The organism is Lentzea sp. NPDC055074 (genome assembly GCF_053608005.1).
Window position 1 is genome coordinate 19237 of the sequence record NZ_JBSGUQ010000009.1, and the last position, 25033, is coordinate 44269.

24 protein-coding genes and 1 tRNA gene are annotated in these 25033 nt (G+C 70.6%); 12 read left to right on the top strand and 13 right to left on the bottom strand.

Annotated features, from left to right (window positions below; genetic code table 11):
- The first annotated feature begins 59 nt into the window (after nucleotides 1–59).
- From ACWF7A_RS21405 to ACWF7A_RS21415, 3 genes are read left to right on the top strand one after another with little or no spacing between them, the layout of a single operon-like run.
- Complete coding sequence (locus ACWF7A_RS21405) at nucleotides 60–602, top strand: FAD-dependent oxidoreductase (RefSeq protein WP_452252219.1); 543 nt, start codon at nucleotides 60–62, stop codon at nucleotides 600–602.
- Between the two features lie 11 nt (nucleotides 603–613).
- A complete protein-coding gene (locus ACWF7A_RS21410; protein WP_452252220.1) occupies nucleotides 614–2128 on the top strand; it encodes an alkaline phosphatase D family protein in 1515 nt (504 codons plus the stop codon).
- Nucleotides 2125–3246, top strand: a complete 1122-nt coding sequence (locus ACWF7A_RS21415; RefSeq protein ID WP_452252221.1) for a hypothetical protein — start codon at nucleotides 2125–2127, stop codon at nucleotides 3244–3246. The genes ACWF7A_RS21410 and ACWF7A_RS21415 overlap by 4 nt, the downstream gene beginning before the upstream one ends.
- 161 nt (nucleotides 3247–3407) lie before the next feature.
- Here the strand turns inward: ACWF7A_RS21415 and ACWF7A_RS21420 are convergent, their stop codons facing one another.
- Nucleotides 3408–4442, bottom strand: a complete 1035-nt coding sequence (locus tag ACWF7A_RS21420; protein ID WP_452252478.1) for an aldo/keto reductase — start codon at nucleotides 4440–4442, stop codon at nucleotides 3408–3410.
- A gap of 59 nt (nucleotides 4443–4501) precedes the next feature.
- Here ACWF7A_RS21420 and ACWF7A_RS21425 point away from each other — a divergent pair, with 59 nt between their 5' ends.
- Nucleotides 4502–4891 (top strand): MerR family transcriptional regulator, encoded by a 390-nt coding sequence (locus ACWF7A_RS21425; protein WP_452252222.1) that lies wholly within the window; start codon nucleotides 4502–4504, stop codon nucleotides 4889–4891.
- A 10-nt stretch (nucleotides 4892–4901) separates the two neighbouring features.
- Nucleotides 4902–5570 carry an MOSC domain-containing protein gene (locus tag ACWF7A_RS21430; RefSeq protein WP_452252223.1) on the top strand — a complete coding sequence of 223 codons (669 nt, stop codon included), beginning with the start codon at nucleotides 4902–4904 and terminating at the stop codon, nucleotides 5568–5570.
- Here the strand turns inward: ACWF7A_RS21430 and ACWF7A_RS21435 are convergent.
- The 3 genes from ACWF7A_RS21435 to ACWF7A_RS21445 are packed head-to-tail and all read right to left on the bottom strand — an operon-like array spanning nucleotide 5567 to nucleotide 6793.
- A complete protein-coding gene (locus ACWF7A_RS21435) occupies nucleotides 5567–5977 on the bottom strand; it encodes a protein-tyrosine phosphatase family protein (RefSeq protein ID WP_452252224.1) in 411 nt (136 codons plus the stop codon). The genes ACWF7A_RS21430 and ACWF7A_RS21435 overlap by 4 nt on opposite strands.
- A 40-nt stretch (nucleotides 5978–6017) precedes the next feature.
- A complete protein-coding gene (locus ACWF7A_RS21440) occupies nucleotides 6018–6407 on the bottom strand; it encodes a DUF1304 family protein (protein WP_452252225.1) in 390 nt (129 codons plus the stop codon).
- The gene (locus ACWF7A_RS21445; RefSeq protein ID WP_452252226.1) at nucleotides 6404–6793 is read right to left on the bottom strand and encodes a cupin domain-containing protein; all 390 of its coding nucleotides are present in this window, start codon (nucleotides 6791–6793) and stop codon (nucleotides 6404–6406) included. The genes ACWF7A_RS21440 and ACWF7A_RS21445 overlap by 4 nt, the downstream gene beginning before the upstream one ends.
- An 88-nt stretch (nucleotides 6794–6881) precedes the next feature.
- Between ACWF7A_RS21445 and ACWF7A_RS21450 the strand changes: the two genes are divergently transcribed.
- Together ACWF7A_RS21450 and ACWF7A_RS21455 are read left to right on the top strand one after the other, a co-directional pair.
- Nucleotides 6882–7874 carry a helix-turn-helix transcriptional regulator gene (locus tag ACWF7A_RS21450; protein WP_452252227.1) on the top strand — a complete coding sequence of 331 codons (993 nt, stop codon included), beginning with the start codon at nucleotides 6882–6884 and terminating at the stop codon, nucleotides 7872–7874.
- Between the two features lie 75 nt (nucleotides 7875–7949).
- Complete coding sequence (locus tag ACWF7A_RS21455; protein ID WP_452252228.1) at nucleotides 7950–9272, top strand: FAD-dependent oxidoreductase; 1323 nt, start codon at nucleotides 7950–7952, stop codon at nucleotides 9270–9272.
- Here ACWF7A_RS21455 and ACWF7A_RS21460 read toward each other — a convergent pair.
- Complete coding sequence (locus tag ACWF7A_RS21460) at nucleotides 9238–9711, bottom strand: hypothetical protein (protein WP_452252229.1); 474 nt, start codon at nucleotides 9709–9711, stop codon at nucleotides 9238–9240. The two genes, ACWF7A_RS21455 and ACWF7A_RS21460, sit on opposite strands and share 35 nt — an antisense overlap.
- Before the next feature lie 61 nt (nucleotides 9712–9772).
- On the bottom strand, nucleotides 9773–10189 hold the full coding sequence (locus tag ACWF7A_RS21465; protein WP_452252230.1) for a VOC family protein: 417 nt from the start codon (nucleotides 10187–10189) through the stop codon (nucleotides 9773–9775).
- 103 nt (nucleotides 10190–10292) lie between these two features.
- Between ACWF7A_RS21465 and ACWF7A_RS21470 the strand changes: the two genes are divergently transcribed.
- A complete protein-coding gene (locus tag ACWF7A_RS21470) occupies nucleotides 10293–11258 on the top strand; it encodes a helix-turn-helix transcriptional regulator (protein ID WP_452252231.1) in 966 nt (321 codons plus the stop codon).
- Here ACWF7A_RS21470 and ACWF7A_RS21475 read toward each other — a convergent pair.
- Nucleotides 11212–11877 (bottom strand): Clp protease N-terminal domain-containing protein, encoded by a 666-nt coding sequence (locus ACWF7A_RS21475; RefSeq protein WP_452252232.1) that lies wholly within the window; start codon nucleotides 11875–11877, stop codon nucleotides 11212–11214. The genes ACWF7A_RS21470 and ACWF7A_RS21475 overlap by 47 nt on opposite strands.
- A 93-nt stretch (nucleotides 11878–11970) precedes the next feature.
- On the opposite strand from ACWF7A_RS21475, the gene ACWF7A_RS21480 reads away from it, so the two are divergent.
- From ACWF7A_RS21480 to ACWF7A_RS21490, 3 genes are all read left to right on the top strand, one after another.
- Nucleotides 11971–14115 (top strand): protein kinase domain-containing protein, encoded by a 2145-nt coding sequence (locus ACWF7A_RS21480; protein ID WP_452252233.1) that lies wholly within the window; start codon nucleotides 11971–11973, stop codon nucleotides 14113–14115.
- An 8-nt stretch (nucleotides 14116–14123) separates the two neighbouring features.
- Complete coding sequence (locus ACWF7A_RS21485; RefSeq protein ID WP_452252234.1) at nucleotides 14124–14861, top strand: SDR family NAD(P)-dependent oxidoreductase; 738 nt, start codon at nucleotides 14124–14126, stop codon at nucleotides 14859–14861.
- A 185-nt stretch (nucleotides 14862–15046) separates the two neighbouring features.
- Complete coding sequence (locus tag ACWF7A_RS21490) at nucleotides 15047–16312, top strand: glycosyl hydrolase family 18 protein (RefSeq protein WP_452252235.1); 1266 nt, start codon at nucleotides 15047–15049, stop codon at nucleotides 16310–16312.
- Here the strand turns inward: ACWF7A_RS21490 and ACWF7A_RS21495 are convergent.
- Together ACWF7A_RS21495 and ACWF7A_RS21500 are read right to left on the bottom strand one after the other, a co-directional pair.
- Nucleotides 16205–16612 (bottom strand): DMT family transporter, encoded by a 408-nt coding sequence (locus ACWF7A_RS21495; protein WP_452252236.1) that lies wholly within the window; start codon nucleotides 16610–16612, stop codon nucleotides 16205–16207. The two genes, ACWF7A_RS21490 and ACWF7A_RS21495, sit on opposite strands and share 108 nt — an antisense overlap.
- Complete coding sequence (locus ACWF7A_RS21500) at nucleotides 16612–16926, bottom strand: DMT family transporter (RefSeq protein ID WP_452252237.1); 315 nt, start codon at nucleotides 16924–16926, stop codon at nucleotides 16612–16614. Before ACWF7A_RS21500 ends, ACWF7A_RS21495 begins: the two co-directional genes overlap by 1 nt.
- 51 nt (nucleotides 16927–16977) lie before the next feature.
- Between ACWF7A_RS21500 and ACWF7A_RS21505 the strand changes: the two genes are divergently transcribed.
- On the top strand, nucleotides 16978–17850 hold the full coding sequence (locus ACWF7A_RS21505) for a 5'-nucleotidase (protein WP_452252238.1): 873 nt from the start codon (nucleotides 16978–16980) through the stop codon (nucleotides 17848–17850).
- On the opposite strand, the gene ACWF7A_RS21510 is transcribed toward ACWF7A_RS21505, so the two are convergent.
- From ACWF7A_RS21510 to ACWF7A_RS21525, 4 genes are all read right to left on the bottom strand, one after another.
- Nucleotides 17851–18537 (bottom strand): DUF2625 family protein, encoded by a 687-nt coding sequence (locus ACWF7A_RS21510; RefSeq protein WP_452252239.1) that lies wholly within the window; start codon nucleotides 18535–18537, stop codon nucleotides 17851–17853.
- Between the two features lie 60 nt (nucleotides 18538–18597).
- Nucleotides 18598–24063 (bottom strand): ATP-binding protein, encoded by a 5466-nt coding sequence (locus ACWF7A_RS21515; RefSeq protein ID WP_452252240.1) that lies wholly within the window; start codon nucleotides 24061–24063, stop codon nucleotides 18598–18600.
- 229 nt (nucleotides 24064–24292) lie between these two features.
- Complete coding sequence (locus tag ACWF7A_RS21520; protein WP_452252241.1) at nucleotides 24293–24784, bottom strand: Gmad2 immunoglobulin-like domain-containing protein; 492 nt, start codon at nucleotides 24782–24784, stop codon at nucleotides 24293–24295.
- A 76-nt stretch (nucleotides 24785–24860) separates the two neighbouring features.
- Nucleotides 24861–24941: transfer RNA gene (locus ACWF7A_RS21525), tRNA-Tyr, on the bottom strand.
- Between the last annotated feature and the right edge of the window lie 92 nt (nucleotides 24942–25033).

Genomic DNA, 25033 nt, shown 5'->3' on the forward strand with positions numbered 1-25033 from the left:
CCTGTCTTCAGAAATTTCTGAACGTTCGCTAGCCTCAATCCTAGGGGAAGGGGCTGGTCATGGCCACCGCGTTCACGAGCACGACAGGCACCGCACTCGTCGTCGGCGCCGGGATCTCCGGCCTCGCCACCGCGCTCAGGCTCGCCCGCAGCCGGTGGGACGTGGTCGTGCTCGACCACGGCGTCCCCCGCGAACCCGTCCCGATCACCGGCCCGGACCGCCACGCCGCCAAACGCCTCGCCGCGCTGCCCCACGACCTGCACTACACCACCCGCCACAGCAAGGTCACGGCGCTGCACCCGGACCGCTTCGGCGTCACGGTCGAGTTCAACGACCACGAAGACGAGTGGTTCGACATCGTCGTGTGCGCCCACCCGTGCTGCGAGGCCGAGCGATTACCGGGTCTGTGCCTGGAAACCTGGTCCCGCGACCACGTCGCCCTGCTGTACCGCGCGGTCCGCGACACCGGCCTGCCGCTGTGCGCCGCCGAGCTGCTCGCCGACGCGTTCGACATCCACCGCGACGACTACGCGGCATTCGCCTGGTGGGAAACCACTCTGAAGCCACACGCAATTAGGCGGGCCTTTACCCGCGTTCGGTAAGTGTGCGGGCCATGACCACGTTACGGAGACGCACCTTCATCGTGGGCGGCCTCGCGGGAGCGAGCGCCGGGGTCCTGCTTCCCGCACTGGCCAACGCCATCGGCTACCCGTTCACCCTGGGAGTCGCGTCCGGCGAACCGGCGGCCGACGGGTTCGTGATCTGGACCCGCCTCGCCCCCAGCCCGCTGAACGCCGACGGACTCGGCGGGATGCCCAACACCAACACCGCCGTCGACTGGCAGGTCGCCACCGACGAGCACTTCACCGCCATCGCCCGCACCGGCACGTTCACCACCACCCAGGCGGGCGGTCACGCCGTCCACGTGACCCTCACCGGCCTGGAGCCGGGCCGCGAGTACTGGTACCGCTTCCGCACCGGCGGCCACCTCTCCCCCGTCGGCCGCGCGCTGACGGCACCGGCGGTGGGCACCCAGCCCGCGCTGACCATGCTCTTCGCCTCGTGCTCGCACTACGAGGAGGGCTACTTCACGGCCTACCGCCGGATGGCCGAGGAACACCCCGACCTGATCCTGCACCTCGGCGACTACATCTACGAAGGCGCCGCCACCACGACGAAGGTCCGCAAGTTCGCGCCCGCGAGCGAGATCAGCACGCTCGCGAACTACCGCGTCCGCCACGCCCAGTACAAGACCGATCCGGACCTGCAGGCCGCGCACGCCGCCGCGCCGTGGCTGGTCGTCTGGGACGACCACGAGGTCGAGAACAACTACGCCAACCTGGTCCGCAACGACAGCAGCCCGGCCGGTGACTTCGCGGCACGCCGCACGGCCGCCTACAAGGCCTACTACGAGCACATGCCGCTCCGCAGCGCCCAGGCACCGTCAGGCGCGAACATGCTGCTGCACCGCAGGGTCCGCTGGGGCAGCCTCGCCACGTTCCACATGCTCGACACCCGCCAGTACCGCAACGACCAGGCGTGCGGCGACGGCACGAAGGTCTGCCCGGCCGCCGACGACCCGGCCCGCACGCTCACCGGCACGTCGCAGGAGACGTGGCTGATCGACGGCCTGCGCCAGAAGCTCGGCACGTGGGACTTCCTGGGCCAGCAGGTGTTCTTCGCCCAGCGCCTCGCCGCCGCCGACGGCTCCAAGAGCATGGACGCGTGGGACGGCTACACCGCCAACCGCACGCGTCTGCAGAACGCGTGGGACACCAACGGCAACAAGGGAACCGTGGTGCTCACCGGCGACGTGCACCGCAGCTGGGGCGCGAACCTCATGCAGAACTACGGGACCCAGAACCGCATCATCGGCACCGAGCTCGTCACCACCTCCGTCACGTCCGGCGGTGACGGCAACGCGGCCGACAACAGTCTCAACCCGACGCTGAACCCGCACGTGAAGTACTTCAAGAACCTGCGCGGCTACGTCAAGACCCAGACCACCTCAGCCGAGATGCGCGTCGACTTCCGCGCCGTCGACAAGGTCACCGTCCGCGACTACCCGGTCAAGACCGTCGGCAGCTACGTCGTCGAGTCGGACAACCCAGGATTGCAGGCACCGTGAAGACACTGCTGATCGCGAGCCTCCTGCTGGCACCCGCCCCGATGACGTGGTCCACGGTCAACACCGACTCGACCGGCGACCAGGACAACGCGTCCGTCTCGTCCTCCCGCAACGGGTACACGGCCGTCGTGTGGGAGGACGACCGCGACACCACGGCCCCCGAGGACCCGGTCCACTCCGACGTCTGGATCCGCCTCTACAAGGAGGGGGCGGCGGTCTACGAGAAGAAGCTCTCCACCGGCGGCACCGGCACCTGGCGCCATTGGCAGCCGGACGTGTCGGTGCGCGAGGACGGCAGCGCGGTCGTCGTCTGGTCGGAGGACCCGGACGGCAACGGCTACTACAACATCGCGGTCCGTTCCGTGAGCGCGAGCGGGACGGTGTCGGGGTCGGGAACGGCCAACGCCAGCGCCGACGGCCAGCAGTACTTCCCCAGCGTCGCAGCGGATCCCGACTCCGGCGGCTTCGCGGTGACGTGGGAGGACAAGCAGGGCACCGCCGCTCCCACCACGCGCGTCAGCATGTTCGCGTCGATCAGCTCCAAGTCCTACGAGGCCCAGGTCAACAACGCCGGCGGCACCCACGCCAAGCCGCAGGTCGCGATGGGCGCGGCGGGCAACGCGATCGTCGTCTGGGAGGCGGACGCGAACGTCGCCCGCAAGATCGTCACCCCGTCCGGGGGCGTGAAGCAGGCGCAGACCACGACGGGGCAGGGCAAACGCCCCGCCGTGGCGGCCAACTTCAACGGCGACTTCGCCGTCGCCTGGGAGCAGTCAGGGGTCCGCGTCCAGTCCTTCACCGCGGCCGGGGTCTCCCGCGGCGCGGTCGCGCAGACCACCGGCGCCGACCCGCAGATCGGCCTCGACGACCAGCTCCGCGTCGCGGTGACCACGGCGGAGGCGCAGGACGTCCACACGAGCGTCTACAACGCCGACGGCACCACCACAGGCCGCCCCGAACGGCAGCTCACGGTCTCGAACGCCACGGGCAGGCAGGACGAGCCCGCCGTCGGCGTCGACCCGTGGGGCCGCGTCACCGTCGTCTACACCGACGACAACGACGGCAACTCCTACGACCAGGTCTACCTGGGCACCGGCCTGACCACCCAGCAGTGGTGACCAGTGGCGTGGCCCGGAACGCTGCCGTGCGAATTCGCGGTCGGACGGGTGCGTCGTGGTGCCGCCCCCACGTCCTCGTACTGGTTGTACGGGGCGTGGGGCGGTGCCGCGAGGCGGCCTGCTGAACGTGAATTCGCGTGCTGGCGGGCCGGGCCACGCCACTAGCGCTGATCGAGCGGCCGGCGTCGCTGGTGGAGATCCAGCAGCGCCGCCGGCTTCCAGCCACCGGACACGTCGTAGGTGTCCACGCCGGGCGGCACGATCTCGTCGATCCGGTCCAGCACGTCGTCGGTCAGCACCAGCGAGGCGCCCTCCAGCAACGACTCCAGCTGCTCCATCGTGCGCGGCCCGGTGATCGCCGACGTCACCCCCGGATGCGACGTCACGAACGCGATCGCCAGCGCCGGCAACGACACCCCCATCTCGTCGGCGAGCTTCGCGAACTGCTCCACCGCCTCGAACTTGGCCGCGTTGCCCGGCAGCGACTCGTCGAACCGCTCCGGGCTCAGCGTCGCCCGGAACGCCTCGGCCGACGCGCCCCGCCGGTGCCTGCCCGACAGGAACCCGCTGGCCAGCGGACTCCAGACCAGCACGCCCATCCCGAGGCGCTGGGCGGTCGGCAGCACCGAGCGTTCGACCCCGCGCGCCAGCATCGAGTACGGCGGCTGCTCGGTCCGGAACCGCATCAACCCCCGGTTCAGCGCCACGTGGTGCGCCTCGACGATCTCCTCGGCCGGGAACGTCGAGCACCCGAACGCCCGGATCTTCCCCTCCCGCACCAGGTCCGTCAGCACGGACAGCGTCTCCTCGACGTCGGTCCGGTAGTCCGGCCGGTGCACCTGGTAGACGTCGATCCAGTCGGTGCCGAGCCGCCGCAGGCTCGCCTCGACGGCCCGCACGACGTACCGGCGCGAGTTGCCGCTGTGGTTGCGGCCCTCCCCCAGCGGGAAGTGGAACTTCGTGGCCAGGACGACGTCGTCGCGGCGGTCCTTCAGAGCCTTCCCGACGATCTCCTCGGAGTCGCCGGCCGAGTACATGTCGGCGGTGTCGACGAAGTTGATCCCCGCGTCGAGGGCGCGGTGGATGATCCGCACACCCTCCTCGTGGTCGTTGTTGGCGACCGAGCCGAACATCATGGCGCCGAGGCAGTGGTGGCTGACCTCGATGCCGGTTCCCCCGAGAACGCGATAGCGCATGTTCATGCGGGGAACCTACGAAGTAGAGCCGACTCTAGGTCAAGCCTATGCTCGGGCACATGGGGCTGAGCATCGGACAGGTGGCCGAACGCACCGGGCTGAGCGTGCACGCGCTGCGGTTCTACGAGAAGGAGGGCATCCTCGCGCACCAGGTCCACAGAGGACCGGGAGGACGCCGGGTGTACACGCAGCAGGACGTCGACTGGCTGCGCATGTGCATCATGCTGCGCATGTCCGGGATGCCGGTGCCGGAGATCCGCCGCTACACCGACCTGGTCCGCCAGGGCGACGGCAACGAGCTGCAGCGCCTCGACATCCTCAAGGAGCACCAGGAACGCGTCCAGCAGCAGATGGTGCGGCTGCAGGAGTGCATGGACCTGATCACGTACAAGGTCGGCAAGTACGAGGACTACGTCAATTCGATCGCCGCCAGGGCGGTCGGCCAATAGTCTCGGGCCCATGCCCGTCGTGCTCTCGCTGAACGTCGCCCACAGGACGATGCCGGTCGACTACGCCCGCGCGGGCGCCACCGGCATCGACAAACGCCCGGTCGACGGGCCGTTGCGGCTCAGCGCTCCGGGCGCCAAGGGCTCGGCGGGCAGCGGCGTCGCCGGGGACACGATCGGCGACTGGACCGTGCACGGCGGCGACTACCAGGCCGTGTCCGGCTACGCGCGCGAGGACCTCGACTGGTGGCAGTCCGAGCTGGGCGCCGGCCTCGGCAACGGCCAGTTCGGCGAGAACCTGACCACGCAGGGCATCGACCACACGACCGCGCTGGTCGGCGAGCACTGGCGGATCGGCACGGCACTGCTGGAGATCACCGGGCCGCGCATCCCGTGCCGCACGTTCGCCGAGTTCCTCGGGCAACGCGGCTGGGTCAAGCGGTTCACTCAGCAGGCCCGGCCCGGCGCGTACTTCCGCGTGCTGGAAGAGGGTCTCGTCGCACCGGGCGACGAGATCACCGTCGTGCACCGGCCCGGCCACGACGTCACGGTCGAGCTGTTCTTCCGCGCCGTCACCACGGAGCCCGCGCTCCTGCCCCGGCTGCTCGCGGCCGGCGACTCGGTGCCGCCGGAGGTCGTCGAGCTGGTGCACCGGCGCTCAGCGGTGGAGCTGGACTCCTAGGCGGGGGGAGGGAAGTTCCTGACCCAGCGCTTCTGCCACGGCGTCTCGACGGCACGCCGGTGGTAGTTCGCGCGCGTCCACGCCACGGCCTCGCCGGCAGGAACGCCGGCGAGCACGGCGAGGCACGAGATCACCGTGCCGGTGCGCCCGATGCCCCCGCTGCACGCCACCTCGACCTGCTCGCCCGACAACGCCCGCGCGTGCAGGGAGCGGATCAGCCTGATGGCGGCGTCGTGGTCGCGCGGCAGGCGGAAGTCCGGCCAGTCGATCCAGTCGTGCGGCCACGGCACGTCGACCGGCTTGGGCTGCAGGTACACGCCGTACTGCGGATGCGGCTCCACGATCGTGCCGTCACGCAGGCCACGCCCCGTGATCACGGCACCATCGGGTAGTTCGATCGTCTTCAAGAACGTTCCCCCACGTCGTACTCGCCTCGAACACCCGATCCTAGGCGAACAGCAGCACGACCAGCGGCGGGATCCCTTCCGCCGCAACGCCTCCCCACGCCTGGTTGCGCGGACGGCTCAGCGCGAGCTGGTCGGCCACGGCCAGCACGAGGCTGCCCGCCAGCATGAACCACGACACGTAGAAGACCAGCGTGCGCCCGACCAGCTCCTGCCCGCCGTGCAGCGCGACCAGCCCGGCGACCAGGCCGCACGCCAGGAACAGGTTGTAGAACCCCACGCCGAACGCCCACAGCCGGATCGCCGGCACGTCCCGCGCGGGCTGCCCGAACATCGACTGGTGGACGCGCCCGATCAGGAACGCCTCGCACACCCACACCACCACGTGCACCAGTGCCGCGATCGCGGCCGCGACCTGGGCGACGACGCTCACTGAGTCACCCCGTGACGCGCCAACGCCTCCAAGCCGTTCGCGGACAGGTCGAGGAAGAACGCGCCCATGACCTCCCCGACGGCGAACGCCAGGAACTGCACGGACGGCGTGTGCACGGTGAACGTGTGGGATGCGTTGGGCGGGATCGTGACGGCGTCACCCGGTGACAGGTCGAACAGCTCGCCGTCGAGGAACACCGCCATGCGCCCGTGCAGCACGTAGTACGCCTTCGGCCACGGCGTCCGATGCGGCGGCGCCGCCTCCCCGCGGGGCGCGTCGACCTCGAACACCTCGTAGGCGCCTCCGGTGTCCTTCCCCGAGATCCGGACGGTGATGGTCGCGTCGGGCACGGTGATCTCGGCGCCCTCGCCGGCGGTGGTCAGCACGCCCCGAAGCCTCCGCGCACCGGACGACCTGCCGTATCCCGGAAAACTGGGATCCCGCGGCGCCGCGGGCGGGCGCATACTGCCAACCATGTGGGAGGGTCGGGCGCTCGGCGTGCGACGCGACGTCACCGCATTGGCGAGCGCGGGGCTCGACGTCGCGCAGCTGCACGCGGCGGCCATCGCCCTGGTCGCCCGGGTCGTGCCGTGCGAGCTCGCCTGCTGGGCGTCGATGGACCCGGACTCCGGCGTGATCAGCACCATGACCAGCGGCGCCAACCGCATCCCGCACCAGTACGAGCCGGTGCTCGCGACCTGCGAGTACACCCCCGGCGAACCGCACACGTTCGTGTCCCTGGCGCAGCGCGGCGACACGGTGGCGAGGCTCGAGGACGAGCGGTCGACCCGGCTCAACGAGGTCTGGCGGCCGCTCGGTCTCAGCCACGAGCTGCGGTCGTTGTTCCGCGCCGACAACACGTGCTGGGGTGGCGCGGGAATGGTGCGCACGAGCGACTTCAGCGACCGCGAGCTGGAGTTCATGACCTCGGTGGCGCCCGCGCTGGGTGCCGCCACCAGGGTCGCCGCGCGCACCGCGGCCCGCCGGACCGGCACTCCGGCCGTCGTCGTGGTCGCCGGCGACGGCACCGTCCGGGCCTCGACCGCGGCGAGCGCGCGGTGGCGCGACGAACTGGAGGACGTCGCGCCCGGCCGGTTCGCGGTGATGCTGCGGGCCGCGGCGGCGGGAGCGCGTTCGGGCACGTTCAGGGCGAGGGTCCGCGACGCGCACGGCGGCTGGATCCTGCTCGAGGCCAGCGCGCTCGTGAGCGACGGGGACGACAGCGGGGAGACCGCCGTGACGATCAGCCGGGCGTCGGCCGCGGACCTGCTCGGGCTGCTGGTCAGGGCCTACGGCGTGACCGGCCGCGAGGAGGACGTCTGCCACGAGGTGCTCGCCGGGCAGCCGACGTCGGAGATCGCGGCACGGCTCGCCATCTCGCCGTACACCGTGCAGGACCACCTCAAGTCGCTGTTCGCGAAGTTCGGGGTGCGCAGCCGGGCGGAGCTCGTCGCGAAGCTGTCGTGAAGCTGTCGAGATCAGGCCCGAACACAGGACTCTTGGCGGGTTCGCCGGGAGGAACGCTCTGCCAGCATGGCCGCCATGTACTCCGACCGCGCCCTGGTCATCGGCGCCGGCTTCGCGGGGTTGCTGGCGGCGCGGGTGCTGGCCGAGTCGTACGGCGACGTCGTGCTCGTCGACCGGGACACCGCCGGCCACCGCGCGCGCCTGTCCCGGACCCACCACCCGCACGCGCTGCAGGCACGCGGGGCCGAGGCGCTCGAAGCGCTGTTCCCGCGGCTCGGCGCGGAGCTGGAGGACGCGGGAGCGGTCCGCGCGGACCTCGGCAGCGACTTCCTGAGCCGCGTCCCGGCAGGCTGGGCACCGCGCGACCACCTCGGCCTGAGCGTGCTCTCGGTGACGCGGCCGACGCTCGACCGGATCCTGCGCCGCCGGGTGCTGCGGCTCGCGAACGTGTCCCTTGTGGACGGTGTGACGATCGACGGCCTGCTGCACGACCGCGGCACGGTCACCGGTGTGCACGGACGGCGCGGCGACAGGCCGTTCACCGACTACGCGGACCTGATCGTCGACGCCTCGGGCCGTGACAGCCCCCTCGTGTCGTGGCTCGCGGAGATCGGCGTGCACTGCCCCGCGCCGATGATCGTCAACGGCCACCTCACCTGCACCTCGCGCCTCTACGAGGTGAGCCAGGATCTGAAACCGGACTGGAAGACCGCCTGCGAGACCACCCACTCGCCCGGCACGAGGCGCGGCGGCATGGTGTCCTCAGTGGACGGTCATCGGTGGTTCGTGACGCTGTTCGGAGCGGACGGCGACGCGGCCCCGGCCGACGACGACGGTTTCCTCGACTACGCGACGAGCCTGCACTGCCAGGACATCGCGGAGGTCGTCAAGACCGCCACCCCGGCGTCCGACCTGCACCGCGCGGGCAACCTGCGCAGCCGCTGGAACCGCTTCCACCAGGTCGGGAACTGGCCGCGCGGCCTGCTCGCCCTCGGCGACTCGGTGGTCTCGCTCAACCCCGTCCACGGCCACGGCCTGACCGTCGCCGCCCTGAGCTGCACGGCCCTGCGGGCACTCCTGCAGGAACACGACCTCTCCACCGAACCGCTGGTCTTCCAGCGCGCCGTCGCCAGGACCGCGAAGATCCCGTGGACGTCCGTGACGACCGCAGATCTCGGCTGGGGCACGAGGAAACTCCCGCTGAGGACCCGCCTGCGACGGTGGTACTCCGGCCGCGTGCTCGGGGCGATCCCCGGCAACAGGCAGGTCTACCGCGCGTTCGTCCGCGTCTCGCACCTGCTCGACCACCCGGCGACCCTGCTCCGGCCGGCGGTGCTGCTCCGCGTGCTGCGGGGCAACTCCCTCAGCGGACGGCGCCCTCCGGCCACAGCACCGTGACCGGCACGCCCCGCGACCGCGCGTAGGCCACCACGTCGGCCGTCCCGCCAGGACCACGCCCCGGCAACCCGTCCCACACGGCGAGCAGCGCGTCGGCCTCGTCGACCATGCGCTTACCGGCCTCCATGTAGGCGTGCGGGTCCGGCGTGACGTACTCGAGCTGCACGACCTTGCCCGCCCTCGCGAGCAACGAGTCGTAGACGGGCTTGTAGGCATCGGGCAGCGTCTCGCGGTACCTCGACGCGGGCAGCACGGCGACGAGAGCATCGCCCGCGTCCAGCACGGCTTGGGCGAACACGGCGTCCGCCCCGTCCGCGAGGCACGACACCCCTGCCGCGGACCCGTTCTCCGCGACGGCGGCGCGGATCATCCGGTCGATCTCGGCTTCCAGGTCGGCGGAGAGTCCACGATGTCCGGTGATGGCGAGCCGCGTCGTCATGCCGGGAGGATATGCGGACCGCGGGCCAGGCCGGCAGGCGCGCCGGCCGGGATCGCCCGCGTCACTTCCCGCCGCGGGCGGCCTGGTTCTGCTCGGCGATGGCCAGATAGTGGGTGTTGGTCATGACGCCCAGGATGTTGCCGAACGGGTCGACCACCGACGCCGTCACGAACCCCTCGCCGCGCACCCGCGGTTCGTCGTGGGTCTTGGCGCCCAGCTCCAGCAGCCTCGCCAGCGTCGCGTCGAGGTCGTCCACGGCCCAGTAGAGGATCTGGCCCGACGGTCCGCCGGACGGCGTGACCTCGAACCGGCGGTGCACGATGCCGAGCTCGGCCTGGTAGTCGCCGAGGCGGAACTCGACGTAAGCGAGCATCCCGTCCGGGGTGCTCCGCTCGAAGTACGCGTCGACGCCGAGGAACGACGCGTACCAGTCGCGGGCCTCGGTCAGGTCGTCGGCGTAGTAGGACACGGTCGACATGCCTCGCAACACAACTGCCTCCGGAAAAGTTCTGGTCGATGTGTTTTCAGCTTCGGCCGTAAAGTGCTCATCCAGTGAGCACTTTTAGAGGAAATCTGGAGACATGCGCGCAGACCGTCTCGTCGCCACGTTGCTCCTCATGCAGGCCCGCGGCCGGGTGACCGCCGCCGAACTGGCCGAGGAGCTCGAAGTCTCCAACGCCACGGCCCGGCGCGACCTCGAAGCGCTGTCCGCGGCGGGGGTACCCGTGTACCCCCAACCGGGGAGAGGCGGAGGCTGGTCACTCGTGGGCGGCGCCCGCACGGACCTGAGCGGGCTGACCTCGGCGGAGGCACAGGCGCTGTTCCTGATCGCCGGACCGGCCGCGTCCGTCGCGCCGCAGGTCAAGTCGGCGCTGCGGAAGCTGGTGCGCGCGCTGCCGCAGACGTTCCGCGCCGAGGCCGAGGCCGCCGCGGACGCGACGATCATCGACACGGCGGCGTGGGGCGAGGACACCAAGGACCGGCCGGTCATCGCCACCACGCTGCAGCAGGCCGTCGTCAAACAGGTGCGGGTGCGGCTGACCTACCAGAAACGGGGCGAGGCGCCGAAAGGACGCGAGGTCGACCCGTGGGGACTCGTCGACAAGGACGGCGTCTGGTACTTCATCGCCGGCACCAGCGAGGGGCAGCGCACGTTCCGGCTCGATCGGATCCTGGGTGTCTCCCTCACCGGCACCCCGGCGAGCCGGCCCGCGAACTTCGAGCTCGCCGGCGCCTGGGACGAGGTCGTGACGGCCGTGGAGGCGAAGCGTTCGACCACGTCGGCGACCGTGCTCGTGCCCACGCGGTTCCTGGGCGTCTTCCAGCATCAGCACGGCCGCCACTGCACCGTCGTCGGAGAACAGGGCGAGCACACGAGGGTCGAGCTGACGGCGCCGCGGCCGCTCGACATCGCCCGCAACGTCGCCGGGTGGGGCGGTCTGGTCACGGTCGAGTCGCCGGAGGTGGAGGAGCACCTGGCACGCATCGGCGCGGAGCTCGTCAGCCGATACCCGCGTGCTGCTCCAGCCGAGCCAGCCGAGTCATGATCATCTCCAGCACCTTCGCCGGGTCCGGGGCGGCTTTCTGCTGCTTCTGGAGGTGGATGATGCCCGCGAGCGCCGTCTGGACCGCCCGGCGCGTGCCCTTGATCTCCGCGCCCAGCTCGCGCAGCTCCTCACCGCCGGGACCGTTCGGCTCGGCGATGATCCCGAGCAGCAGGTGTTCGCAGCCGACGTAGTTGTGGCCGAGCGCGATCGACTCGGTGACCGCGAGCTCCAGCGCGGCGGCGCCGTCGTCCGCGAATCCGGGTTTCTTCCCGATGTCCGCGGGAATGAAAGAAGGAAGGCCTTCCGGGGTGATGTCGATCGCGCGCAGCACGTCCAGCGCGAGGTTCCCGCCCTCGCGGACGATGCCGTTCAGGAGGTGGGACGTGCCGATCTTCGTGCCCCCGGAGCACTCGGCGGCGATCTGGAGCGCCTTCCACGCGCGGTCGGTGAACTGCGGGAAGTTGTCACGCTCGAGGTCCTGGACGGTGAGCGCCCTGATCGCGATGATCCGTTTGACCGAACCTTCGAGAGCTCTCTGGCAGATCGCCGAGACGGGAATGTTCATGTCTTTCACGGATTCCGCCAGCTCGTCGGGCAGGTACACGTTGATTTTAGGCATAACCCCATTCATACCCCCATATGGGGTTATGGTCAACGACGACCGCGGCAACCGTCACACTTGTGAGTGATCAGAGGGGACGGGAGCACCCGCGTGGAGGAGACCAGCCGGCTCATCGGAAGCCGCTACCAGTTGAAGCAGAAGGTCGGCCAGGGCGCGATGGGAGTCGTCTGGCAGGCCTACGACGAGCAACTGCACCGCGTGGTCGCGGCGAAGGAGCTGCTCGGGCTCGACGGTCTCGACGACGCCAGAGTGGACCGCGCGAAGGCCAGGGCGATGCGCGAGGCCCGCCTCGCCGCCCGGCTCGAGCACCCGAACGCCATCCGCGTCTACGACGTCGTGGAGGAGGACGGGCGTCCCTGGCTGATCATGGAGTACCTCCCGTCCCGCAGCCTCGCCGCCGTGATCACCGAGCAGGGCACCCTGCCACCCCGCGAGGTGGCCCGCATCGGGTGCTACACCGCCGCCGCACTGGCCGCCGCGCACCGCCACGGCATCCAGCACCGCGACGTGAAGCCCGGCAACGTCCTGATCGGCGACCAGGAAGTCAAGATCACCGACTTCGGCATCTCCCGCGCCACCGGCGAGGACGCCACCGCCACCGCGACGGGCACCGTCGGTACCCCGGCGTTCTTCTCCCCCGAGGTCGCGCGCGGCGAGGACGCGGGCCTGCCGTCCGACGTCTTCTCGCTCGGAGCCACGCTCTACAACGCCGTCGAGGGCGGCCCGCCCTTCGGCACCGCGGACAACAACCTCGTGATGCTGCACCGCGTCGCGAGCGGCTCGATCATGCCCCCGGCCAACGCGGGCCCCCTGCTGTCCCCCGTGCTGTTCCGGCTGCTCGCGACCGACCCGCAGCGCCGCCCGAGCATGCAGGAGGCCGTGCACCTGCTGGCCGCCGTGGTGAACGAGACGCCGCAGGCGTCCCAGGCGACCGTCGTGATCCCGGCGACGGTCAAGCTCCCGGTGGAAGCGCAGCCGGAGGAGAAGGCGAGGCAGGAGGCGGCCGCCGCGGCCGCGGGGTTGGTCGCCGGTGCCGCGGCCGTGGAGGCGGCCGGGCTGACCGCGCCGCCCGCGAAGCCCGCCACGAAGCCCTACGTGACGCCGGAACCGCCCGCGGCGAATGAGGACAGCGCTGGGACGGCCGAGGGCTCCGCCGCCGAAGCCGGCGCGGGTTCGGCGGAAGCCGCCGCAGCGGGCAAGACTTCCGCGGAAGGCGTCGACGCTGACGCGAGCAAGGCTTCCGCGGAGGACGACGCGAACAAGGCGTCGGCGGAGAGCGCCGAGTCCGACGCAGGTCAGGGACCAGCGGCCGCTGGTGCTGCGGCAGGTGTCGCGGCCGCAGGAGCGGCGGCGAGTGCGGGGACCACGCCGGACGCCGAGTCTCCGGAAAGCTCGGGATCCGAAGCCGGACAGGGGTCTGCGGCGAGCGCTGGAACTCCGGCAGGCACCGGCGCCGCGGCCGCAGCGAGCGCCGCAGCCGCAGCGAAGAGCACGGCCGGGTCGCAACCAGCACAGCTGGCCACCCCGCCTGCCTCCCCGGCACGGCAGACCCTCTCGATGGCAGGCGCGGGCTCCGCGGCCTCCGTCGCGCCCGCGGCTGTCCCCCCTCCCGGCACCCCACCCGTACCCCCGGCGGAGTCCGGCGAGCGCCGGCGCAAGTTCCCGCTCGTCCCCATCGCGATCGTGCTGCTCGTGATCGCCGTCGGCGTCGGCTCGTTCCTGCTGTGGCCCAAGGGGGGCGGCGGCAACCAGAACGCCCAGACGCCCGGCACGAACAGCCAGCCCTCCAGCGGCGCGCCGAACCAGAGCGCCGGCCAGACGACGGACCAGTCCCAGCCCCAGCAGCCCGGGGCCAGCCAGACGCAGCCGCCCGCCACCAGCGGGAACACCCCTCCGGCGGGCACCCCGAGTGACACCCCGCAGCCTCCGGCGGGCCCGAAGAACGCGCAGGAGGCGATCACCGCCTACTACGCGCTGATCCCCGGTGACCTGCAGACGGGCTACGCCTCGCTCACCGACAGGTTCAAGGCCGTTCGCGCGCCCAGCTTCCAGGCCTACCAGACGTTCTGGGGCAAGTACTCAGCGGTGCAGCTGTCGAACTTCGTGCCGCAAGGCGACAACGTGGTGACCGTGACGGTGCAGTACGTGCAGGGCGGGGCCGTCACCGACACGGAAACGCACACGTACACGTTCGTGCAGCAGAACGGGAAGTGGTTGATCGACAACCAGGCATGATCGAGGGCATGACTCGACGCGCACTCGTCACCGGAGCATCCCGCGGCATCGGCGCCGCCGTCGCCCAGGCCCTCGCGCGGCAGGGCCACCAGGTCGCCGTCCACTACCGCTCCGGCGCGGACGAGGCTCGGGCGGTAGCCGCAAGCCTCCCCGGAGACGGTCACGTCACCGTTCAGGGCGATCTGGGCGCGGACCAGGCGGGGCAGGTCGTCGAGGAGACCGTCGAGAAGCTCGGCGGCCTCGACGTCCTCGTCAACAACGCCGGTCTCTACTTCCACCACCCCATCACCACGACGAGCTTCGAGGAGTGGCAGCAGGCCTGGCGCCGCACCGTCGAGCTCAACCTGTACGGGCCGGCCGATCTCGCGTGGCACGCGGTCCGGCACATGACCCGCGGCGGCCGCATCGTCAACGTCGGCTCGCGGGGTGCCTACCGGGGTGAGCCCGATGCCCCCGCGTACGGCGCGGCGAAGGCGGGGCTGCACGCGATGACCCAGTCGCTCGCCCAGTCGCTGGCGCCGCAGGGCATCGCGGTCGCGGGGGTGGCACCGGGGTTCGTGAGGACCGGCATGGTCACGGACCTCCTCGCGAGCGAGGAGGGCGAGCTGATCCGGGCGCAGAGCCCGTTCGGCCGGGTCGCCGAACCCGAGGAGGTCGCGGCGGCGGTCGCGTGGCTGACCACGGAGAACGCGCTCTGGGCGAGCGGCACCATCATCGACGTGAACGGTGCCTCGTATCTCCGGTGACGGGCTGGAACCGGTACCGGAACCAGTTCCGGTACCGAGTCGATCTACCCGCAACCGGTCTAGACCACTAACGTCGCGGTGGGCGCTCGACGAAGTGGAAGGCCTCCCCTGCAATGCGTTCATTCCGTTCACGCCTCGGTGCCGCCGGCCTAGCGCTGGCCGCCGCCGCGGCGACGATGACAGTCATGGCGCCTGCCGCGCAGGCCGCCTACCCCGCCGGGTTCAAGAGCGTCGGCTACATGCCGTCGTGGTCCGGCTCGGTCAGCTCGATCCAGTACAGCAAGCTCACGCACATCAACTACTCGTTCGTGCTGCCGAACTCCAACGGCACGCTCCAGGGCGTTCCCGATCCCGCCAAGCTGCAGCAGCTGGTGAGCCTCGGCCACCAGAACGGCGTCAAGGTCTCGATCGCGGTCGGCGGCTGGAACGACGGCAACGACGACAACTTCGAGATCCTCGCGGCCAGCGCGAACGGCCGCACGACGTTCGTCAACGCTCTGATCAACCTGGTCAACCAGTACAACCTCGACGGTGTCGACATGGACTGGGAGTACCCGGATCCGGGCGTCGAGGGTGACAACTACACGCTGCTGATGCGCCAGCTGGGCGACCAGCTGCACAGCCGCGGCAAGCTCCTCACCGCCGCGGTCGTGAGCGAGGGCGGCACGGCGAACGGCGTGCAGCCCGCGGTGTTCGGCATCGTCGACTGGCTGAACATCATGGCCTACGACGGTGGCAGCCCGCACGCGAACTACGACTGGTCGATCGCTTCCGTCAACTTCTGGAAGAACCGCGGACTGCCGGCGAGCAAGGCCGTCCTCGGTGTCCCGTTCTACAGCCGGCCGACCTACATCTCCTACCGCGACCTCGTCGCGCAGGACCCGGCCAACGCCAACCGCGACAGCTACAACGGCAACCAGTACAACGGCATCCCGACGATCAAGCGCAAGACGACGTGGGCGCTGTCGAACGCGGGCGGCATCATGAACTGGGAGCTCTCCCAGGACACGACCGGCAGCACCAGCCTGCTCAACGCCATCTGGGAGACCGCCGGCAACGGCAACCCCCAGCCTCCGACCGGCGGCACCATCACCGGTTTCGGCGGCAAGTGCGTGGACGTGGCCGCGGCGAACTCCGCCAACGGTGCCGCCGTCCAGCTCTACTCGTGCAACGGCACCAACGCCCAGCAGTGGACTCGCAACGGCACCTCGTTGCGCGCCTTGGGCAAGTGCCTCGACGCGTCCGGCACCGCCAACGGGGCCGTGACGCAGCTCTGGGACTGCACCGGCTCCGGCAACCAGCAGTGGACCGCCGAAGCCAACGGTCAGCTGCGCAACACGGCGTCAGGAAGGTGTCTCGACGCCACCGGCAACAGCTCCGCCGACGGCACCAGGCTTCAGCTCTGGGACTGCGCCGGCACCGCCAACCAGCGGTGGACCATCAACGCCTGAGTCTCCTGACCTCAGGAACTTCAGGCCGATGACGCAGGCGATGATCCCGGTGAGGAACACGATCTTCCACGCGGAGACCGTCTCCTCGCCGGTGATCATCGCCCACGTCACGGTCAGGGCGGCGCCGATGCCGACCCACACGGCGTACGCGGTGCCGACCGGAATCCGTTTCATGGCAATGGAAAGCCCCGCCATGCTCAGGGTCGTGGCCACCGCGAAGAGCACATAGGACTCCTGCGACAAGGCCGTCGCCCACACCGCTTCGAGCACCGCGCTCGCCAGCAACACGGCCCAGTACATCAGCTCACCACCTTCAGGCCCGCGACGCAGCCGATCAACGCGACGAGCAGCAACGCCCTGGCCACCCCGAGCTTCTCCTCACCGCGCAGCACCGCGACGAGCACCGTGAGCACGGCTCCCACGCCGACCCACACCGCGTACGCCGTGCCGACCGGGATGCCCCGCATCGCCCACGCGAGCCCCACGAGGCTCAGCGTCATCGTCACGGCCCACACCACCACCGGCCACGGCCGGCGGAAACCGCGGGACGCGGCCAGCGCCGTCGCCCACACCGCCTCCAGCACACCAGAGGCCACCAGCACCACCCAGTACATTGGTACGACCGTACCAGAAAAGCGCGAACCGGGCCGCTACGATCACGTGATGTGGCTCCCAGCCTGGAGAACCTCCTGGTCGTAGGCGTCGCGTCGAGCGCTCTGTTCGACCTGACGCAGTCCGACGCCGTCTTCTCGGCGGAGGGCGAACAGGCCTACCGCGCCTACCAGGAAGCGCACCTCGCCGAACCGTTCGCCGCGGGCGTCGCGTTCCCGTTCCTCCGCCGCCTGCTTCGGCTCAACGCGCTGGCACCGCTGGTCGAGGTGATCGTGCTGTCGCGCAACTCCCCCGACACCGGCCTGCGCATCCTGCGGTCGGCCGCCCACCACGGCCTCACGATCACCCGCGCGATCTTCACCGAGGGCCGCGCCCCGCACGAGTTCATGCCGGCGCTGAACATGTCACTGTTCCTGTCCGCCAACGAGAACGACGTCCGCAGGGCGACGAGGGCGGGCATGCCCGCGGGCCAGGTGCTCACGTCGTCGTTCCAGGACGACGACGATCCGGCGCTGCGGATCGCGTTCGACTTCGACGGCGTCCTCGCCGACGACGCGTCCGAGCGGATCTACCAGAGCGGCGGCCTCGACCAGTTCCAGCGGCACGAGGCCACGAACGTCGTCACGCCACTGGATCCCGGGCCGCTCAGGAACTTCCTCGCGGGCGTGAACCGGATCCAGCGCCAGGCCGAGGACCGCGTCCGCGTCTCGGTGGTGACGGCCCGTTCCGCCCCGGCCCACGAGCGCGCGATCAACAGCCTCAAGGCCTGGGGGCTCACGGTGAACGACGCGTTCTTCCTGGGAGGCCTGAAGAAGGCGCCGATCCTGGACGTGCTCAAGCCGCACATCTTCTTCGACGACCAGCGCGGGCACCTGATCCCGACGGTGCCGTGCGTGCACGTCCCGTTCGGGATCGCCAACGAGTGATCAGCCGAGCTGCCTGGCCGTGTCGGCGTGGAAGGCGACGAGCTCGGGCATCGGCACGGACCTGCGGCTGGTGCCCGCGACGTCCGACGATCCCTCGGCCGACCACAGCGGCGGGTACATCACGATCCCCTCCCGCAGGCCGAGCGCGGCGACCTCCGTCTGCCAGGACGGCCAGAACACCGTCGAGTAGTACTCCTCCAGCCCGCCGCCCAGCATCCACATCAACCAGTGGCTGTAGCCGCCGTCGAAGGTCTCCCACTCCAGGGTGTCCGGCGCGAAGTAGACGATCTGCCCCGGTTCACCGGGCCGGCCCGACCGCGCGGGGTCCATGCCGTTCAACACGAACTCGCCGCCCAGCACGTCGTGCGCGACGACCAGCCCGGCCGGTGGTGCCCACGAGGGATCGGCCTGGGCCGGAAACCCGTTCACCTCGGCCAGACCTGCCATCGAGCCTCCGGACCCGCCGCAGACCCGCAGCCACCCGTGGTGCAGCACCATCCCACCGCTGTTGAGCACGACCGCGCCCAGCAACGACCGCGCGGTCACCTGCAGCTGCGACAACGTCGCCCGGCACGTCTCCGGATCGGCCGGTAGCACAACGCATTCGGTCGGACCGGCGGCGATGGCCTCGAGCACGACCGGCCACCCCGGATCGTCCACATCGGTCAGTTCGGCGATGTCCCGCACGGTTCCCCCAGGAAAAAGGCCCGGCCACCCCAACGGGATGACCGGGCCTGATCCTAGACGCTACTTCGCGAGACCGTCCTCGATCGCCTTGATGATCGCCGGCCGCAGCTGCGAGGCCGAGATGATCGCGTCGACCGCCCCGACCTCCACCGCGCGCTGCACGCTGTGCACCCGGTCGAACTCGGCGGCCATCTCGTTCAGCTTCTCGGTCCGCACGCCCTGACGGGTCGTCGCGAGCTCGGCGGTCAGCGCCGAGCGCTCGGCACCCGAGGCCTCGGACACCGCGGACTCCAGCTTCTTCACGCGCGGGTCGTTGGCCGTGCGGCCGTCGACCTCACGGGCGAACACCACGGCCGCGGCGGGCGCGCCGCCGATGACCGAGGCGAACGAGCCCTCGACCGCGAGCACCGTCATGGACGGGTTCAGGGCCTTCGAGAAGACCACGAACGCGCCACCGTGGTACCGCGAGATCACGGTGAAGACGATCGGGCCGCGGAAGTTGACGATCGCGCGGCCGATCTCGGCGCCGTACTCGAGCTGCAGCTCCCGCATCGACTCCGGCGAGCCGTCGAAGCCGGACAGGTTCGCCAGCACCACCAGGGGCCTGTTGCCCGAGGCCGCGTTGATCGCGCGGGCCGCCTTCTTCGACGACTTCGGGAACAACGTGCCGGCGGTGTAGGTGTCCGGGCCGTCGGTGGGCGGGAAGCCGGTGCGGGACACACCGCGCGACTCGATGCCCAGCAGCGTCACCGGGATGCCGCCGAGGTGCACGTCCTGGACGACGGCGGTGTCGGCGTCGGCCATGCCGGCCCAGCGCTCCAGCACCTCGTGGTCCTGGTCGGACAGGGCGCGCATCACGGTGCGGATGTCGAACGGCTTCTTGCGGTCCGGGTTCGACTCGATCGAGAAGATCTCGCCGACGGTGGTGAACGGGCTGTCCCCCACCACGTGCGGGTACGACGAGACGTCGCGCGACGACGGGTCCGAAGTGGACACCCGGCGCGGCCCGGACTCGCCCGGCGCGATGTAGCTGTGCTCGTAGTGGCCCAGCAGCACGTCGAACGCCGAACGCAGGTTCGGGGCCCAGTACTGCGCCTGGCCGTTCGGGCCCATGACGCGGTCGTAGCCGCCGATGCCGTAGTTGTCCTCGGCCGAGACGCCACCGGAGAAGTCGAGCGCCTGCTTGCCGGTCAGCACCATCGCCGAGTCCGGCGTCATGACCAGGATGCCCTTGGTGTGCATGAGCATCGTGGCCTCGGCGTTCCAGTACGGCTGGGCGCCGACGTTGATGCCGTTGACGACGACGTTGATCTCGCCACCGTCCTGCGTGAACTCGACGATCCGCTTGAGAGCCGCGGCCACCCAGTCCATGTTCTCGACACCGGAGCTCATCGAGATCTTCGCGCCGGACGAGAGCGAGAACCACTCCAGCGGAACGGAGAGCTCCTCGGCCAGGTCGATGGCGTGGATCACCCGCGAGCACTCGGGCTCGGCCAGCGCGCCCAGCGACTTCGTCGGGTCGCCCAGCAGCACCACGCGCTTCATGCCCTCGGGGTACGCCGGGGTCGGCGTCGTCACGACACCGACGACGATGCCCGCCTTGTTGCCGCCGCGCGGGCGGTCGACCGGCACCAGCGCGCCGTCGACGAGGTCGTGCTCCACGAACGACCCGCCGTCGCCGACGAGCATCTCGACCAGCTCGTACGGGTAGATCGTGCCCCGCGACTGGGCGCGCAGGACGTTCTGGCGGTAGTCGTCCAGGGGCTGGATCGGGTCCGTCGGCGGCTGCACGAACGAGAACCGCACGCCGGAGCCCGCGTCGTTCGCGATCCGCACACCGATGTCGGAGATGTCACCGGAGACCGGGTCGCGACGGCGCGCCAGGAACAGGACCTCCTCCAGGTCGAGGCCTGCCGTGGTCGGCAGCACGCGCTGGCCGATCGCGTCCAGGTCCTTCGACCCGAGCTCGGTGGGCGGCCACGCGTAGAGCACGACGCGGTTGGTCGCGAGGCGCGTGCGGCCACCGGACTGCGCGCGGGCCCTGCGGATGCCGTCGAGGCACGTGGCGAGCACGTCCTCCGCGGCGGGCAGCGCCACGATCCGGCCCTCGTCGTCGCGCAACGGCGTCAGGTCGCGGACCTGGCCCAGCGCCACGAGACGCTCGTCGGACTTGTTCGCCTTGGCCACGGCGCGGAACAGGTACACGTCCTCGTCCACAGAGGGCAGACGCGTGAGGTCGAACTCGCGCAGCCGTTCCAGCTGCATGCGTTCGGCGATGCGCGGGTGCAGCCCGCGCACCAGCCTCTCCTCCGCGAACCCGTTGGACGACGGGCGGAACGTGAAGTGGTGGTGCATCGACTCGCCGCGGCGGCCCGCGACCGTGGTGGTGATGCGGGTGATCGTCGGCGGCAGCTGGTGCGCGGCCAGGGCGGCACCGAGACCGGCGGCCATCTCGTCCTGGTCGGACGGACCGTCGGGCCAGTTGACGTAGAGGTCGACGACGACGGCGCTTCCGTTGCCGTGCTTGACGACGTCACCGACGGCCTCGGTCAGCGACGGGAACTCCACCGCGGTCGAGATGAGCCTGGTCTGCTCCGGCTCGTTCTCGGCGATGAAGAACGCGCCGTCGATGCGCGGGCTCTCCAGCGCCTTCTTCGTGTAGTAGCGGCGGGCCAGCACCTCCAGCAACGGGGTGTTGTCCGCGCCGGGCTTGCCGATGCGCTGACCGAGCAGGCGCACCAGCGGTTCGGCCGACGCCACCATCGCGACGATCCGCTCCTCGCGGTCCGCCGCGTGGGGTTGCGCGTCGAGGTGGATGAGGTGCTTGCGGACCTCGCTGTGCACGCGGGCGCGGTTGCGGCGCACCAGCGGCTGGGCGAACCAGGTGAACACGACGCTGCGGGCGAGGTCGGCCACCGCCGGGTAGCGGACCTGCGTCGCGGCGATGATGTGCTCCAGCACCAGGCCGACCCGCACGCGCTCGGACTCGACCGGCGGCGCCTCCTCCACCCACCGGCGCAGCAGGGTCGTGGCGACGGCCGCGTCGAACACACCGCGGCGCAGTGCCACGAAGATGCGGAAGACGGCCTGCTCCAGCTCCGGCGTGCGGTCGAGCTCGGTGATGCCGTAGTGGCCGATCACGTTCTGCAGGCGGGCGCGGAAGCCCTCCGGCAACGCGGCGCGGTCGGCGTCCAGGGTCTTGAGGTAGGTGTGGAAGTGCTCGCGCGGAGAGTGGATGTGGTTCTCCGGCTTGGTCTCCTCACCGGCGGGACGGTTGCGCGAGAGGTCGCACAGGTCGGCGAAGATGCCGAGCAGCGTCGCCTCCTGGACCAGCGGCCGTTCCCGCAGGTCCTCCCGCGCGCCCATGTAGTCCGCGAGCACGCGCTCGGTGTCGGCGGCGGTCGTGTCGAAGCCCAGCAGCAGGTTGCGCAGGTCGTCGATGCCGCGGGCGGCGAGGTCCTCGGGCCGGACGTCCGTGCGCGGCGCGGGCAGCTCCAGCTCGACCGAGGAGTCGGACTTCGCCACCTCGGCGGCGCCGGCCTCGTCCTCGATCTCCTCCAGCTTCAGCAACGCGCCACCGGCGGGCACCTGGGTGCCGACGACGACGTTCAGCTCCTTCAGCCGGGCGCGGAACGGCGCGCGCAGCACCGTCTCCATCTTCATCGCTTCCAGCACGAGCACCGGTGCGCCGGCCTCGACCTCGGCACCGACCGCGAGCGGCGTGGCGACGACGAGCGCGGGCATCGGCGAGCGCAGGACACCGCCCTCGTCGCGCGTGACGCGGTGGGTGACGCCGTCGACCTCGACCTGGTGGACGACGCCGTGCGTGCCGGTGACGACGCGGAACCGGGAGCCGTTGACGGTGATCTGGCCGACGTGGTGGTCGAACCGCTCGACGTCGACGTCACCGGTCAGCACGGTCTCGGAGTCCGCGGCGGACACGCCGACGCGGTAGCTCGCGGCGCCGACGCGGGCGACGGTCACGACGTACGGCTGACCGCGCAGCACGAACTCCAGCTTGACCGCGCCCTCGTGGTTCGTGCGCGGCTGGCCGCCACGGGCGGACGCGAGCAGCTCGGTGCGGTTGATCTGCTCCTCGTCCTCGTACACCTCGATGCCGGCCGCGGCGAGCGCGATCGCGGAGTGGCGGTGCGAGATGAGGCCGCCGTCGGCGCGGACGCGGTCGATCCACGACGTGTCGGCGGAGCCGTCGATCACGGCGGGCTCGTCGAGCAGGTCGAGCACGAAGCTCTTGTTGGTCGTGCCGCCCTCGATGATGACCGTGGTCTCGGCCATCGCGCGGCGGAGCTTGCCGAGCGCCTCGTCGCGGTTGCGGCCGTACGCGATGATCTTCGCGATCATCGAGTCGAAGTCGGCGGGGATCTGCGAGCCCTCGGCCACACCGGTGTCGACGCGGATGCCGGGGCCGGCGGGCAGTTCCAGCCGAACGATCGTGCCGGGGCACGGCGCGAAGTCGCGGTCCGGGTCCTCGGCGTTCAGGCGGGCCTCGACGGCGTGGCCGAGCTCGACCGGCTTCTCGCCTTCGAGCCTGCCGCCACCGGCGACGTGCAGCTGCGCCTTGACCAGGTCGAAGCCGGTGGTGATCTCGGTGATCGGGTGCTCGACCTGCAGGCGGGTGTTCACCTCGAGGAACGCGAAGAGCTTCTCACCGGGGTGGTAGAGGAACTCGACGGTGCACGCGCCGCGGTAGCCCACCGCGTTCGCGAGCCGCTCGGCCGAGGACTTCAGCTCGTCGACCTGGTGCTGCTCCAGCACGCAGGACGCCGACTCCTCGATGATCTTCTGGTTGCGCCGCTGCACCGAGCAGTCGCGGACGCCGAGCGCCCACGCCGTGCCCTGGCCGTCGGCGATGACCTGCACCTCGACGTGCCGGGCGCCGGTGACGAGGCGCTCCAGGAACATCACGCCGGAGCCGAACGCGCGCGCGGCCTCCAGGCTGGTGCGCTCGAAGTTCTCCTCCATCTCGGCGGGAGAGGTGATCTTGCGGATGCCCCGGCCGCCACCACCGGCGGTCGCCTTGAGCATCAACGGGTAGGTGACCTCCTCGGCCACCTTCAAGGCGTGCTCGAGGTTCTCGACGGCGCCGCGCGACCACGGCGCGACGGGGACGCCGACCTCCTCGGCGATCAGCTTCGAGCCGATCTTGTCCCCGAGCTTGCGCATGGCCTCGGCGGACGGGCCGACGAACGTGACGCCGACCTTCTCGCACAGCTCGGCGAACTCGGGGATCTCGGCGACGAAGCCCCAGCCGACCCACGCGGCGTCGGCCTTCGTCTCGACGAGCGCCTTCTCCAGCACCCCGAGGTCGAGGTACGGCCGGTCAGCGGCCAGGCCGAGGTTGTAGGCCAGGTCTGCTTCGCGCACGAAGGGCGCCGACTTGTCGACGTCGGTGTACAGGGCGACGGTCTCGATCCGTTCCCCTGACTCGGCGGCGAGCTCACGGACGGCGTGGATCAGCCGCATTGCGGCTTCCCCGCGGTTGACGATCGCTACACGACTGAACAACGACTTCTCTCCTCGCGGACAGACAACCTCAGCGGCAGTCGCCGCCCAATCGATGTACACACTCTCGTCTACCAGCCGGTAACTGAACCGCTGGATCGGAACGAGTTGAGCAGCGTGCTTTGTATGAAACCAACAAGGCACCAGGTCCTCGGCACAGCTTCACTTGAGCCCGTGTCCCAACTCACGACCGGGCCCTCCCCCTGTCCGCGGCGAGGGAGGACCCGGAGGGTCAGGACTGCGGAACCCGGATGACGGACCCCGGGGTGATGACGTTTGGGTCCGTGATGACGTGCGGGTTCGCCCGCACCAGTCGCGTGTAGAGGTTGCCGGAACCGTAGAACTGGGTGGCGATCCCCCACAGCGTGTCACCGGGTTGGATCTCGTACTCCTGGTAAACGCGGTAGCCGGGCACGATCCGCGGCCCGTAGACGACAGGCACGATGACCTTGTCGAGTTCGGCACCGTCCTCGGGCGAGGTCCAGAACACCTCGACGAAGAGCCGGTCGAGCGCGAACGACGCAGCCGAGACGTCGACCCCGACCTGGAACTGGCCGTGGCCGCCGACCCCGTCCCCGGCCATGAACCCGCCGACGACTTCGTCGTGGCCCTCGTGGATCCGGTAGCCGAACTGCGCCTCGAACGCGCCGCCCGCGGTGCCAGCGATGCAGACGTGGCTCCCGACCAGGCCCTGCGGCCGGGGCTGCTGGATGTCGATGGACATGTGTTCCCCTTCCTCCACTGGTAGGTCGCGGGGAGGAAGGGGTGTGTTGCCGGGGGTCACCCCGGTGGCGCAACGGTGGTGGAGGTCGGAGTCGAACCGACTCTGCGCGAGGCTCCCGTTTTACAGACGGGCGGGGCTCCACAGCCCCTTCTCCACCCTGGTCCGGACACGAAGAAGCCGCCCTGACCCGTGTCGCACGGGCGGGCGGCTCTCGACGTCGGTGAGGCCTTACGGCATCACGACGGAGAG